This is a genomic window from Yinghuangia aomiensis, from assembly GCF_039542225.1.
Classification (GTDB): domain Bacteria; phylum Actinomycetota; class Actinomycetes; order Streptomycetales; family Streptomycetaceae; genus Yinghuangia; species Yinghuangia aomiensis.
In genome coordinates, this window is sequence record NZ_BAABHS010000003.1 from 38,266 (window position 1) to 51,483 (window position 13,218).

Annotated in this window: 11 protein-coding genes and 2 tRNA genes; 11 read left to right on the forward strand and 2 right to left on the reverse strand. The window is 70.4% G+C overall.

Translation table 11 applies throughout. The annotated features are described in order from the left end of the window. The first annotated feature begins 16 nt into the window (after positions 1-16). The 7 genes from recF to ABEA93_RS04565 all read left to right on the forward strand — a co-directional run bounded on the left by recF (position 17) and on the right by ABEA93_RS04565 (position 8,986). A complete protein-coding gene (recF, locus tag ABEA93_RS04535) occupies positions 17-1,147 on the forward strand; it encodes a DNA replication/repair protein RecF (RefSeq protein WP_345673954.1) in 1,131 nt (376 codons plus the stop codon). Further along, a complete protein-coding gene (locus ABEA93_RS04540; protein WP_345673955.1) occupies positions 1,147-1,713 on the forward strand; it encodes a DciA family protein in 567 nt (188 codons plus the stop codon). Before recF ends, ABEA93_RS04540 begins: the two co-directional genes overlap by 1 nt. A 368-nt stretch (positions 1,714-2,081) precedes the next feature. Beyond that, complete coding sequence (gyrB, locus tag ABEA93_RS04545) at positions 2,082-4,124, forward strand: DNA topoisomerase (ATP-hydrolyzing) subunit B (RefSeq protein ID WP_345674283.1); 2,043 nt, start codon at positions 2,082-2,084, stop codon at positions 4,122-4,124. 154 nt (positions 4,125-4,278) lie between these two features. Continuing rightward, on the forward strand, positions 4,279-6,843 hold the full coding sequence (gene gyrA / locus ABEA93_RS04550; protein WP_345673956.1) for a DNA gyrase subunit A: 2,565 nt from the start codon (positions 4,279-4,281) through the stop codon (positions 6,841-6,843). A 382-nt stretch (positions 6,844-7,225) separates the two neighbouring features. Further along, complete coding sequence (locus ABEA93_RS04555) at positions 7,226-7,756, forward strand: DUF3566 domain-containing protein (protein WP_345673957.1); 531 nt, start codon at positions 7,226-7,228, stop codon at positions 7,754-7,756. Positions 7,757-7,842: 86 nt separating this feature from the next. After that, positions 7,843-7,916: transfer RNA gene (locus tag ABEA93_RS04560), tRNA-Ile, on the forward strand. Between the two features lie 608 nt (positions 7,917-8,524). After that, positions 8,525-8,986, forward strand: coding sequence for a DUF2568 domain-containing protein (locus tag ABEA93_RS04565; RefSeq protein WP_345673958.1), 462 nt, complete (start codon positions 8,525-8,527; stop codon positions 8,984-8,986). Here the strand turns inward: ABEA93_RS04565 and ABEA93_RS04570 are convergent. After that, the gene (locus tag ABEA93_RS04570) at positions 8,976-10,001 is read right to left on the reverse strand and encodes an SGNH/GDSL hydrolase family protein (RefSeq protein WP_345673959.1); all 1,026 of its coding nucleotides are present in this window, start codon (positions 9,999-10,001) and stop codon (positions 8,976-8,978) included. The two genes, ABEA93_RS04565 and ABEA93_RS04570, sit on opposite strands and share 11 nt — an antisense overlap. A gap of 427 nt (positions 10,002-10,428) precedes the next feature. Between ABEA93_RS04570 and ABEA93_RS04575 the strand changes: the two genes are divergently transcribed. From ABEA93_RS04575 to ABEA93_RS04590, 4 genes are all read left to right on the forward strand, one after another. Further along, complete coding sequence (locus tag ABEA93_RS04575) at positions 10,429-10,602, forward strand: hypothetical protein (protein WP_345673960.1); 174 nt, start codon at positions 10,429-10,431, stop codon at positions 10,600-10,602. Positions 10,603-10,750: 148 nt separating this feature from the next. Further along, on the forward strand, positions 10,751-10,885 hold the full coding sequence (locus tag ABEA93_RS04580) for a DLW-39 family protein (protein ID WP_345673961.1): 135 nt from the start codon (positions 10,751-10,753) through the stop codon (positions 10,883-10,885). Positions 10,886-11,201: 316 nt separating this feature from the next. Continuing rightward, positions 11,202-12,104 (forward strand): DUF4328 domain-containing protein, encoded by a 903-nt coding sequence (locus tag ABEA93_RS04585; RefSeq protein WP_345673962.1) that lies wholly within the window; start codon positions 11,202-11,204, stop codon positions 12,102-12,104. A 184-nt stretch (positions 12,105-12,288) separates the two neighbouring features. Continuing rightward, positions 12,289-12,361, forward strand: a tRNA-Ala gene (locus ABEA93_RS04590). Between the two features lie 100 nt (positions 12,362-12,461). On the opposite strand, the gene ABEA93_RS04595 is transcribed toward ABEA93_RS04590, so the two are convergent. Continuing rightward, the gene (locus ABEA93_RS04595; protein ID WP_345674284.1) at positions 12,462-13,184 is read right to left on the reverse strand and encodes a DUF5324 family protein; all 723 of its coding nucleotides are present in this window, start codon (positions 13,182-13,184) and stop codon (positions 12,462-12,464) included. Between the last annotated feature and the right edge of the window lie 34 nt (positions 13,185-13,218).

Below are 13,218 nucleotides of genomic sequence, written 5' to 3' on the forward strand. Positions count from 1 at the left end.
CGCCGCATCGTCAGCCATGTACGTCGCGCACCTGTCACTCGCCGACTTCCGCTCGTATGCCGGGGTCGAGGTTCCGCTGGACCCCGGCGTCACCGCGTTCGTGGGTCCCAACGGCCAAGGCAAGACCAACCTGGTCGAAGCCGTCGGCTATCTCGCCACGCTGGGCAGCCACCGGGTCGCCAACGACGCGCCGCTGGTCCGGCTCGGCGCGGAACGCGCCTATGTCCGCGGCAGCGTCGTCCGGGACGGCCGGACCACGCTGGCCGAGCTGGAGATCAATCCGGGCCGGGCCAACCGGGCGCGCATCAACCGCTCGCCCGTCCCCAAGCCGCGGGAGATCCTGGGGCTGCTGCGGACCGTGCTGTTCGCGCCGGAGGACCTGGCGCTGGTCAAGGGCGACCCGGGGGAGCGGCGGCGGTTCCTCGACGAGCTGCTGACCGCGCGGGCGCCGCGCATGCTCGGTGTGCGGCAGGACTACGAGCGGGTCCTCAAGCAGCGCAACGCGCTGCTGCGGACCGCGGCGATGGCGCGCCGGGCGGGCGGCCGCGGGGCGTCGCTGAGCACGCTGGACGTGTGGGATTCGCATCTCGCGGTGGCGGGTGCGGAGTTGACTGCGGCGCGCCTTGAACTCGTGGGTGCGCTGCAGCCGTTGGTGGACAAGTCGTACGACGCGCTGTCCTCCGGCGGTGGCCCGACGGTGCTGGAGTACCGGAGCTCGATCGGGGACGAGCCGCTGCCGCCGGACCGCGGGCGGATCCACGATGCGTTGATGGAGGCGATCGGGCGGCAGCGTCCGAGCGAGATCGAGCGCGGCATCACGCTGGTCGGGCCGCACCGCGACGACGTGCTGCTGAAGCTGGGGCCGCTGCCCGCCAAGGGGTATGCGAGCCACGGCGAATCGTGGTCGTACGCGCTGGCGTTGCGGCTGGCTTCCTACGAGCTGCTGCGGGCCGACGGCGGCGAGCCGGTGCTGATCCTCGACGACGTGTTCGCCGAGTTGGACGCGCGCCGCCGGGAGCGGCTGGCCGGGCTCGTGGCGCCGGGCGAGCAGGTGCTGGTCACCGCCGCGGTCGAGGAGGACGTCCCGCCCGCGCTGGCCGGCGCGCGCTACGCGGTCGCCGCGGGCGAAGTGCGGAGGACCGTGTAGTGGCCGCGGATCTTCCTTCTCCCGCGCCGGGTACGGACGCCGGTGGGCCCGGTACGGCCGGGACTTCGGGGGCACCATCCGGGAATCAGCCGGCGAGGCAGCCGGAGAAGAAGGGCATCGACCTCGCGCGCGCCGCGCTCATGCAGGCCCGTGCGCAGGCCAAGGACCGGTTCGACCAGCAGCAGGAACGGCGGGACGGCCGCCGCGGGTTGCGCCGCAGCGGGTCCGGTCCGGACGACCGGGATCCGCAGCCGCTGCGCCGGGTGATGGGGCGGATGATCGCGGAGCGCGGCTGGCAGACGCCGGCGGCGGTGCACGGGGTGATGGGGCGCTGGTCGGACATCGTCGGTCCGGGCATCGCGGCGCATTGCGTGCCGGAGCGGTTCGAGGACGGGCGTCTCGTGGTGCGCGCGGACTCCGACAACTATGCGACGCAGGCGCGGTGGCTGGCCCCGCAGTTGCTGAAGCGGATCAATCAGGAACTGGGCGACGGCACCGTGACGTATATCGAGGTGCGGGGTCCGGCGTCGGAGCGGCGCCGGGGCCGCTGGTCGGCGGGGCGCTGACGCGGCGGGTGCGCCGGGGGCGTGCGGAAGTCGGCCGAGGGGCCGGGTGTGGGGCCGCTGTGCGGCCTGGCGGGGGTGGTCCGGGGTGGTTCCCCGGGGCTCCGGCAACCGGCTGTCGTACCCGGCTGACAGGGTGTCATGGACGGTGCGGGTCGGGCCCGTCAGGCGGCATGAGAGCCGCGAAACACCCCCTGGCGCATGGGGGGACTTGTGGAAAGGTCCGCCAGAGCGCCACACACGAACTGAGGGCCCTTGGTAACCCCCGTTTGTGTCGTCCGGACCGGTAGACTATGGGAGCAGTCCGCTTGAGCGGATTACCCAGTGTCGACTTCCGCGGCTCCCCGCCCCGCGCCATCGGGCAGGGGGCCGTGCTGTGCCAGAAAGGGCGCTTTGTGGCCGACCCCGGCAACCCCAAGGAGAATCACGTGGCAGACTCCTCCGGCAGCGGGGCGCCTTCACCGAACGGTGCGTCGTACGACGCCAGCTCGATCCAGGTGCTCGAAGGCCTTGCGGCGGTCCGCAAGCGTCCCGGTATGTACATCGGGTCGACCGGTGAGCGCGGTCTCCACCACCTCGTCTACGAGGTCGTGGACAACGCGGTCGACGAAGCGCTCGCGGGCCACAACGACCACATCGAGGTCAGGCTGCAGGCCGACGGCGGGGTCAGTGTGCTGGACCGGGGCCGCGGCATCCCGGTTGCCGAGCACCCGACGAAGAAGCGTCCGGCGGTCGAGCTGGTGCTGACCGTGCTGCACGCGGGCGGCAAGTTCGGCGGCGAGGGCTACGCGGTGTCCGGCGGCCTGCACGGCGTCGGTGTGTCGGTGGTGAACGCGCTGTCGACCCGGCTTGCCGTGGACATCAAGCGCGACGGCTACCGGTGGACGCAGGAGTACAAGCTCGGCGAGCCGGTCGATCCGCTGGAGCGGCACGAGGCGACCGAGGAGACCGGGACGCGCGTGACGTTCTGGGCCGACCCGGACGTGTTCGAGACGACGACGTACTCGTTCGAGACGCTGTCGCGCCGCTTCCAGGAGATGGCGTTCCTCAACAAGGGCCTGACCATCGTCCTGATCGACGAGCGGCCGGACCACCTGGACGCCGAAGAGACCGAACGCAGCGTGACGTACCACTACGAAGGCGGCATCTCCGACTTCGTGCGGTACCTCAACTCGCGCAAGGGCGAGCCGATCCACAAGGACGTCATCGACTTCGAGGCCGAGGACAAGGACCGGCGGATCTCCGCGGAGATCGCCATGCAGTGGAACTCGCAGTACACCGAAGGCGTGTACAGCTTCGCGAACACCATCCACACGCACGGCGGCGGCACCCACGAGGAGGGCTTCCGCGCCGCGCTGACCACGCTGGTCAACCGCTACGCGCGCGACAAGAAGCTGCTCAAGGACAAGGACGACAACCTCTCCGGCGAGGACATCCGCGAGGGTCTGACCGCGATCATCTCGGTCAAGCTGGCCGAGCCGCAGTTCGAGGGCCAGACCAAGGACAAGCTCGGCAACACCGAGGCCAAGACGTTCGTCCAGAGGGTCGTCAACGAGCACCTCGCCGACTGGTTCGACCGCAACCCCGTCGACGCCGCCGACATCGTGCGCAAGTCGATCCAGGCGGCCACCGCCCGCGTCGCGGCCCGCCGCGCGCGCGACCTGACCCGCCGCAAGGGCCTGCTGGAGACCGCGTCGCTGCCGGGCAAGCTGTCCGACTGCCAGAGCAACGACCCCGAGAAGTGCGAGATCTTCATCGTCGAGGGCGACTCGGCGGGCGGCTCCGCCAAGTCCGGACGCAACCCGATGTTCCAGGCGATCCTGCCGATCCGCGGCAAGATCCTGAACGTCGAGAAGGCCCGCATCGACCGGGTGCTGCAGAACACCGAGGTCCAAGCGCTCATCTCGGCCTTCGGCACCGGCATCCACGACGACTTCGACATCGAGAAGCTGCGGTACCACAAGATCGTGCTGATGGCCGACGCCGACGTCGACGGCCAGCACATCCGCACGCTGCTCCTCACCCTGCTCTTCCGCTTCATGCGCCCGCTGGTCGAGGCCGGCCACGTCTACCTCGCGCAGCCGCCGCTCTACAAGATCAAGTGGGGCAAGGACGACATCCAGTACGCGTACTCCGACCGCGAGCGCGACGCGCTGCTGCAGATCGGCCGCGAAGCCGGCCGCAGGCTGCCCAAGGACGACGCCATCCAGCGCTTCAAGGGCCTCGGCGAGATGAACGCCGAGGAACTCCGGGTCACCACGATGGACGTGGAGCACCGCGTGCTGCTCCAGGTCACCTTGGAGGACGCCGCCCGCGCCGACGACCTGTTCTCGATCCTCATGGGCGAGGACGTCGAGGCGCGCCGCTCGTTCATCCAGCGCAACGCCAAGGACGTGCGCTTCCTCGACATCTGACGGACCGCACCGGACGGTTGCGGCCGGCGAATTCCCGCCGGTCTGCAACCGGTCCGTCCCCGCAACCGTCTGACGCCTCGACAGGTCACGCGGCGTACCACCACCCGAACATCCGAACGCGGTACGCCGCAGTGCGAAAGGAACCGGACCAGAGATGGTCGACGCGACCCCCCCTCCCACTCCCACGAGCGACCGCATCGAAGAGGTCGAGCTGGAAACGGAGATGCAGCGCTCGTACCTCGATTACGCGATGAGCGTGATCGTCGGGCGTGCGCTCCCCGAGGTCCGCGACGGCCTCAAGCCGGTGCACCGCCGCGTGCTGTACGCGATGTACGACGGCGGCTACCGGCCCGAGCGGGGCTACTACAAGTGCGCCCGCGTCGTCGGCGACGTGATGGGTTCGTACCACCCGCACGGCGACACCTCGATCTACGACACCGTGGTCCGCCTCGCCCAACCGTGGTCGATGCGCATGCCGCTCGTCGACGGCAACGGCAACTTCGGCTCGCCGGGCAACGACCCGGCGGCCGCCATGCGCTACACCGAATGCCGCATGGCCCCGCTGGCCATGGAGATGATGCGCGACATCGACGAGGAGACCGTCGATTTCGGGCCCAACTACGACGGCCGCCAGCAGGAGCCCGAGGTCCTGCCGTCGCGCTTCCCGAACCTGCTGGTCAACGGCTCGGCCGGTATCGCGGTCGGCATGGCCACCAACATCCCGCCGCACAACCTGCGCGAGGTCGCGTCGGGCGTGCAGTGGTACCTGGAGAACCCCGAGGCGTCCGCCGAGGAACTCCTCGAGGCGCTGATCGAACGGATCAAGGGCCCGGACTTCCCCACCGGCGCGCTGATCGTCGGCCGCCGCGGCATCGAGGACGCGTACCGCACCGGCCGCGGCTCGATCACCATGCGCGCGGTGGTCGAGGTCGAGGAGATCAACAACCGGCAGTGCCTGGTCGTCACCGAACTGCCCTACCAGGTCAACCCGGACAACCTGGCGCTGAAGATCGCCGAGCTGGTCAAGGACGGCCGAATCCAGGGCATCGCCGACGTCCGCGACGAGACCAGCTCGCGGACCGGCCAGCGCCTGGTGATCGTGCTCAAGCGCGACGCGGTCGCCAAGGTCGTGCTCAACAACCTCTACAAGCACACCCAGCTCCAGGACACCTTCGGCGCGAACATGCTCGCGCTGGTCGACGGCGTCCCGCGCACGCTCCCCCTCGACGCGTTCATCCGCTACTGGGTCGAGCACCAGGTCGAGGTCATCGTGCGCCGCACCCGCTTCCGGCTGCGCAAGGCCGAGGAGCGCGCGCACATCCTCATCGCGCTGCTCAAGGCCCTCGACGCGATCGACGAGGTCATCGCGCTGATCCGCGCGTCGGCGACCGTCGAGGAAGCCCGCACGGGCCTCATGGGCCTGCTGGAGATCGACGAGATCCAGGCCAACGCGATCCTGGAGATGCAGCTCCGCCGCCTCGCGGCCCTGGAGCGGCAGAAGATCACCGCCGAGTACGACGAGCTGATGGCGAAGATCGCCGAGTACAACGCGATCCTGCAGTCGGAGGAGCGGCAGCGGCAGATCATCAGCGAGGAACTCGCGGCGATCGTCGACAAGTACGGCGACGACCGGCGCAGCGCGCTGGTGCCGTTCGACGGCGACATGTCCATCGAGGACCTCATCGCCGAAGAAGACATCGTCGTCACCATCACGCGCGGCGGCTACGTCAAGCGCACCCGCACCGACCTGTACCGCTCGCAGAAGCGCGGCGGCAAGGGCGTGCGCGGCGCGCAGCTGAAGCAGGACGACATCGTCGACCACTTCTTCGTGACGACCACCCACCACTGGATCCTGTTCTTCACGAACAAGGGCCGGGTGTACCGCGCGAAGGCGTACGAGCTGCCCGACACCGGGCGCGACGCCCGCGGGCAGCACGTGGCGAACCTGCTGGCGTTCCAGCCGGACGAGAAGATCGCCCAGGTGATGGACCTGCGGGACTACGAGGTGGCGCCGTACCTGGTGCTCGCCACGAAGGCCGGCCTGGTCAAGAAGACCGCGCTGAAGGAGTACGACACCAACCGCGCGGCCGGTGTCATCGCCATCAACCTGCGTGCGGACGAGGCCGGCGAGGACGACGAGGTGATCGCCGCCGAGCTGGTGTCCGCCGAGGACGACCTGCTGCTGGTCAGCCGGAAGGCGCAGTCGATCCGGTTCACCGCTTCGGACGACGCGCTGCGGCCGATGGGCCGGGCCACGTCGGGCGTGAAGGGCATGAGCTTCCGCGAAGGCGACGAGCTGCTGTCGATGAGCGTGGTGCGCGAAGGAACGTCCGTTTTCACCGCGACGGACGGCGGGTACGCGAAGCGGACCAGCGTCGACGAGTACCGTGTGCAGGGCCGTGGCGGCCTCGGCATCAAGGCCGCGAAGATCGTGGAGGACCGGGGCTCGCTGGTCGGGGCGCTGGTTGTGGATGTAACGGACGAAATCCTGGCGATCACGCTCGGCGGCGGTGTGATCCGCACCCGTGTTTCGGAAGTTCGGGACACCGGGCGTGACACGATGGGCGTGCAGCTAATCAACCTGGGTAAGGGCGATGCGGTGGTCGGCATCGCGCGGAATGCCGAGCCGGAGCCTGAGGGCGATCCCGAAGGCGATGTGGTCGGCGACCCGGAAACCGAGGGCGCCGCGGCGGCCTCCGGGCAGGAAGGTGACGCGTGAGGCACCGGTCGGTTGAGCGGGGAGCGTTCCGCGGTCCGCGGAACTCCCGGGAGAGGCGCGGCTTCGCGGCCGCGTGCGGGCGAGGTGCGGCGTGAGCGGACAGTCCCCGCAAGGCGGGTCCTCCGGCGCGGTGCCGCCCCGTCCTGCGGCTCCTCCCCCGGCCCCGCCCGCGGCGGCCCCTGCGACGCCGCCGCGCCCCGCGGCGAGGCCTCCCGCGGCCGGCGCCGCCGGCGGGACGTCCGGGGGGACGTCCGGCGGCACCTCCGGGGGTACTCGCGGCCGGGCCAAGTCCGGTGCGGCGTCCGGCGGTAGCCGCCGCCGTGCGGATTCGCGGCAGAACCCGTCGGGGAGCGACGGGTACGGCCGGTCCGCGACGAGCACCATGACGACCGCGCGCCCGGCCGCCGACCAGAACCAGACGTCAGCGCAGCAGGTGGGGACCATGGCGCAGAACCCGACCCAGGCGGGCGCCCCGGCGGCCCGCCCCGCGGCCTCCGCCGCGCGCCCGTCCGCGGCTGCGGCCGCGGTAGGCCCGACCCGTACCCGGCGTGCCCGGCTCAAGGCCGCCCGGGTCGACCCGTGGTCGGTGATGAAGGTCAGCTTCCTGCTGTCCGTGGCGCTCGGCGTGGTCACCATCGTCGCCGTCACCGTGCTGTGGCTGGTGCTCGACGGCCTCGGCGTCTTCAACTCGCTGGGCAACACCGTCAAGGAAGTCACCCAGTCCGAGACGGACCCGCAGGGCTTCGACCTCAAGGCCACGCTGTCGATGAAGAACACCATGGTGTTCAGCACGGCGATCGCCATCATCGACGTCGTCCTGGTCACCGCCCTGGCGACCCTCGGCGCCTTCCTCTACAACCTCAGCGCGTCCTTCACGGGCGGCATCGAGGTCACCCTGGCGGAGGAAGACTGACGCCTCGCCGCACCCCTGCCCGACGGCCGGAATCCCGTTTTGGCGTGCGGGAAGGGGTGCGGTACTCTCTTGGAGCACACCAACGAGGGCCTATAGCTCAGACGGTTAGAGCGCTTCCCTGATAAGGAAGAGGCCACAGGTTCAAGTCCTGTTAGGCCCACTCAGAGTGTGCACGTCAGGCCACCAATCCGGTTCACCGGGTAGGTGGCCTTGATCGTTTTAGGGGCCGTTTAGGGGCCGTCTTTCCGGCACGCGGTTAATCACCGGCCCGCGAGCAGGTGCAGTGCCGTCGTCAGTGCCGTCGTGTCGGCAATGTCGGCAATGGATCGAAGCTATGGACCCTTTCGGTCCGCATGCGTCCCGTGTTGTTTGCCGCGTGCCGGGAGACGGATTCGCCTCTCGTGGAGCATGGGCTCTTGGATGGATGGACGTTGTGCGGGGTACCCCGCGACCAGGTGACCGTGTATCGGCACCCGTTCTTCGCCGAGCGGCCTGGCGGATGCGTTTCGTGCGGCGAGCAGGCGTCGCTTGCGCCGACCGAGCCCGGATCTCAGGAACGGTTTCACGGGCACGTCGAGAGGATGGCCCCGAGCGCCCTGCGAGACGAGTTGCCGGCCGCTCCCATGGCCGGAGCGGGCATCTCGCTTTGGATCGAAGACCCCGCAAAGGGAGTGGTGCGCCACTATGCGGAGACCGAGCGCATCGTCGGGGGCGGCGAGGTAATCCCGGAACTGGTCCACGCGAACGGCCGGCTCGGGCTTGCACACGTTGCCCACGGTTTCCGGGATTACGTGGCGACCCGATCATCACCCGGGCGCAGGCTCCACGCTCGCCACCGAACCGGCGGCCCGCGCACTCGGCGCGGTGGCCGCCTTGGCCATGGCCACCAGCCTGTGGGCGATCTTCGCCGCCCCTCGCGCCCGCGTTCGCATACCGGCCCTGACCGTGGCCGTGAAGACGCTGGTGTTCGGCGCGACCGTCGTCACGCTCGCCGAGGGCCACCCCCGGCAGGCCGCAGCCTTCGTGGCAGTACTGGCACTGACCACGGCGGCGGTACGGCTGCTGAGCCACCACCCCACACCACTGCGCCCGAACGCGCATACCTCTCTCCAGGCGCGGGTGCGGCCCCGTTTCGGACCTCGTTCCGGAGTGCTGCCGAGAGCCGCGCTGCGTGACGTGTGGTGTGCGGCGCGGCTATCGGCAGGAGGCCGTGCGGTTCCTACTGGTTGAGGATTTCTTCGATCTTGTCGGCCACGCGCTGCGCCTGAATGTCCCGTCCACGCTCATTGGGGTGCCCGTACCACGGGAGTTTCTGCCCGAAGAGTTCGACCTGGGAGTCCTCCAGCAGCCCCCCGATCCCCCGCTCGGCCCCGTCGCAGGCGGTGTTCGCCCAGGTGTGGCCGTACAGCTCCACGAATTCGGCGCCGGCGTCCGCGGCAGCCTGCTTCATGACCTGGTCCAGTCGCTTCTGGACCTGGTCCAGGAACGGCATGGCGTCCTGGGTGATGTCGGCGAGCGGAAGTTCCGTCTGGCCGGGCGCCGGGGTCAGGCACTTGGCGGTGTCGTTGGGCACGAGCCGGGAGTAGCCGACCAGGACCCGGGTGGCCTCGGGGGAGAAGTACGCCATGCGGTCGAACATCTCCGCCAACTGCCCGACGACCACCTCGAACTGGGAGTCCAGCCACTGCTGCCCGTCCCCCGACGCGAAGAACTCCTGGCACTTGTCGGCCGGCGAGTCCGCGTCCACCGGATCCCCGGGCAGCAGGGACGGCTCGCGCAGCTTGGCGGAGCACTGCTTGAGGATGCGGTTGAAGCCCAGTGTGTTGCCGCCCATGCTGCCCACGACCAGCTTGGTGTCCGGCTTGAGCGCGTCCTGCTGCGCCGGGACCTTGTAGTCCGTGCCGGGGAACGTCGTCTGCTCCTCCCAGAAGTTGCCGACGAGCGCGCCTCCGCAGGAGACGTCCGCTTGGACGTCGAGCTTGACGCCCTTGTCCGCAAGGCGCCGGGCGGCGAGGGCGGGGTAGTTCTCCTTCGCCTGGAAACAGAGGGCCCTGCTCGGGTCGTTCTCGTTGTTGACGGGCGCGATGCCGTAGTTGGCGGTGTAGGAATCGCCGTAGAAGACGGTCGGCACGGGGTCGGCGGGTGCCGCGTCCGCGGTCCCCGTCGGCACGGAGAGCGCCAGGCAACTGCCCAGCGCAACGGCGGCGGCCGCCAGCCGTCGTACCGCGGGAGTCTTCGTCGTCATACGCAGGGACGCAGGCATCGATGTGCCCTTTCGTCAGATACCGATGCGGGAGAGCAGGGATGTAACACTGCGTATTCATGCAGATTTCCAGAGTGATAATGCGATAGGCGCGCGTTGCAACTGGGTGACTCCCGGGGGTGCCGGTTCCACGCAAGTTCCACAACCCCCAAAGGCGGTGGCGTGGGCGCGGCTGCGAAGTGGTCTGCTCGTGCGACCGCCGAGCGAGTGGATTTCCCGGTGGGCGGGAGTGGGTGCCCCGAGCTGGGGCAACCGGGTCGTTGTCCCCTGTCGTCCCGGTGGTCCGACTCCCGAGAGGGAAGTCATGAGGCGTGCCCGTGACGCCCGTGGTGGTGTGCACGTCGGACCCGTCCATCACGCACCGGATCGGCAACACGATCAGCGGCAATACGGCGATCAGTGTGGCGAGTTGCCCGGCGAACCAGCATGCGGTCGGCGGCGGCGCGGCCGCGCCGCCATCGGCGACGCGACGGTCCTCCACTACGAGTCGTTCCCCACCGCGACCGGCTGGGCGGTCCGCGCGGCGAACACCGACAACGGCCGGCACGCCATCGTCGCCGAGGTGCTCTGCGCCGCTCCTTGACGGTGCCGCGGTGGTTCCACGTGGAACCACCGCACCACCCGTGCGGTTCGGCACGCCGCGGTAATCAAGCTGTTATTGTCGAGGGCATCCCGGATTCCTGTGCGGTGTCCGGGGCATGGACGTCACTCGCAGGACGGAGAGGCACGCGATGAAGAAGCTGATCCTGGTGGCCCTGGCCGCAGTTGCCGGCCTGTTGGTCTACCGGCAGATCCAGGCGGACCGTGCCGAGCAGGATCTGTGGACCGAGGCGACCGACCCGGTCCCGGCCGGCTCCGCGCGCTGACACCCGCGCGCACGCAGGCACTCGCGGGATAACCCGAGACACCCCTTCCGGGCCCCGGCCGACACGGCCGGGGCCCGCGGTGTTTCCTACGCCGCAATCGCGCACGGCCGCCCGGCGTTGCGTGGGTAGCGCCCACGGAGCCGACACGGCATGATGCGCTGCACGCAACCGGCTCGGTGGCGCGGCGCGGATCCGGCCATCCGAGTGACCCGACTCCGGGGGGATCTCCTTCATGCCCTGTTCCAGATGCGGTAGTCCCCTGCCCGCGGGCAGCGCACTCTGCCCGCAGTGCGGAACTCCCGTCGCGGCACCGCAGATGCCGTACGCCCCGCCGCCGCCGATGGGGTGGGGTCCCGGCTACGCGGCGCCCGCGCCGCCCAAGCCGCTGGGCAGTCTGGCGATCGCCACGAACATCCTGATGGGGATCGCGGCGGCCGTCGCCGTGTACTCGGCCTACGCGTTCTTCCACCGCGCGTCCGTCTTCGGGGACATCCAGGACGGCGACTTCAGCGCGCTCATGGACGCCGGCGACGCGGACGACCCGGTCAAGGCGTCCCTGGCACTGACCGTGATCTCGGGGCTGCCGATCGCCGTCCTGTACATCATCTGGTCCTACCGCGCACGCGCGAACATCGAGGCGTGGCAGGGTCCCCGGCCGAAGCTGTCCAAGGGCTGGGCGATCGGCGGCTGGTTCATCCCGGTGGCCGGCTTCGTCCTCCCGGGCATCGTCGCGAACGACATCGCGAACGGCAGCGACATGCGGGCCGCGCATCCCGGCGGGCGCGCGGGCGGCAAGGGCCTGCTGTGGGCGTGGTGGGGCACGTGGGTGGCCTCGATGGTGCTCTTCACCATCGGGCTGAGCCTCCGCGACTCCGAAGACGACCTGGACAACGGCAACGTCACCTTCGACACCTACCTCAGCAACGCGAAGACGGCCGACTCGCTCTCCGGCACCGCGAGCGTGCTGCGGCTGGCCGCCGCCGTGCTGGCGATCCTCGTCGTGCACCGGATCTCCACGATGCAGGCGCAGCGCATCGCGATGGGCCCGGGGGCCTACCCACCAGGACCGGGCATGGGCATGATGCCGGGTGCTCCGGGGATGCCCGGTTACCCGGGTGCGCCCGGTGCCCCCGGGATGCCGGGCTATCCGGGTATGCCGGGCGGCGGACCGGTTCCGCCGCAGGGTCCGCAGGCCTACTACCAGCAGCCGCCCGCCTAACGGGTTCGGCGCGAGCGCGACCGGCGGGGGACACGCGGGACATCCGCGACACCGCGCCACGGCTCCGGGTCACATCCCCGGGCCCCGGCCGACTCGGCCGGGGCCCGGGATATGCGCGGACCCGGGTGCCGGTTCTTCGGTATGCTCGTAGCGCTCGCCGTCCCGTCGGGTTCGGCGGATATCCGGGGCCATAGCTCAGTTGGTAGAGCGCTGCCTTTGCAAGGCAGATGTCTGGGGTTCGAGTCCCCATGGCTCCACAGCACAGCCGCGCTCCTCGCGGTCGCGGCAACGCCGAAGGCCGGACACCCCCAGGGGTGTCCGGCCTTCGGCGTTGTCTGAGCCGTTCTGTGGAGCCGTTCAGTGGTGGCCGCGGCGGTGCTTGCTCTTGGCGGCGTCCTGCAGGTTCCCGGTCTCGTCGCCATCGTGGTCCGCGGTGCCGACGCTTCCGGGGTCGGTCACCGGCTCGCCGCGGTAGGCGTCCGGGCTCATGCCCGGTGCGGGCGCCGCGGGCAGGCTCTCGTCGGCCTTCCACTCGGGCTCTTCGGTCTTGCGCTGCCACCACACCCAGCCGGCCGTGGCGCCGATCGCCAGAGCCAGCATGAAGATGCGGCGGTTCTTGCGGCGCTTCTTCTGCTTGGCCAGCTTGCGGATCTCCGCGGCGCTGACGTCGCCGCGCAGCGCGACGGCGGCGGCCTCGGCGCGGGCGCGGGCCTCGGCCAGGGCGGGTTCGCTCGCGTCCCGGGCGGCGACGGCGGCCGCGACGGCGCGGGGCCGCACCTCGTCCTCGTAACGGCGGCGGGCGTTCTCCACGACGAGTTGGGCGCGCGGGGGCAGCGCCGGTACGACGCGGTCGCGGCTGTAGGCCGCGGCGCGCATGCGTGCGTTGTCCATGGCCGGCAGTACGCGCGTCTGGCCCTGCTCGCGCGCGGCGACGAGCGCGGCGGCGAGTCGGGGCGCCGCCCATTCGCGGGCGTCCGCGGCGTACTGCGCTGCGGAATCCCGTGCATGTGCGGCACGGGGCGCGATCCAGACCACGGTCCGGCCAGACACGTCGCGTGCCTGCTCTCGTGCCCGATCCATGCTCACGACGGCCTCCTCCTCGGCGGTTGTATCC

What these genes read in the sequence shown, in the direction of transcription:
- ABEA93_RS04585 (WP_345673962.1), top strand. Translation starts at nt 11,202, where the DNA reads ATGCCGTACGCCCCGCCGCCGCCGATGGGGTGGGGTCCCGGCTACGCG.
- recF (WP_345673954.1), top strand. Translation starts at nt 17, where the DNA reads ATGTACGTCGCGCACCTGTCACTCGCCGACTTCCGCTCGTATGCCGGG.
- gyrA (WP_345673956.1), top strand. Translation starts at nt 4,279, where the DNA reads ATGGTCGACGCGACCCCCCCTCCCACTCCCACGAGCGACCGCATCGAA.
- ABEA93_RS04570 (WP_345673959.1), bottom strand. Translation starts at nt 10,001, where the DNA reads ATGACGACGAAGACTCCCGCGGTACGACGGCTGGCGGCCGCCGCCGTT.
- ABEA93_RS04580 (WP_345673961.1), top strand. Translation starts at nt 10,751, where the DNA reads ATGAAGAAGCTGATCCTGGTGGCCCTGGCCGCAGTTGCCGGCCTGTTG.
- ABEA93_RS04595 (WP_345674284.1), bottom strand. Translation starts at nt 13,184, where the DNA reads ATGGATCGGGCACGAGAGCAGGCACGCGACGTGTCTGGCCGGACCGTG.
- ABEA93_RS04555 (WP_345673957.1), top strand. Translation starts at nt 7,226, where the DNA reads ATGACGACCGCGCGCCCGGCCGCCGACCAGAACCAGACGTCAGCGCAG.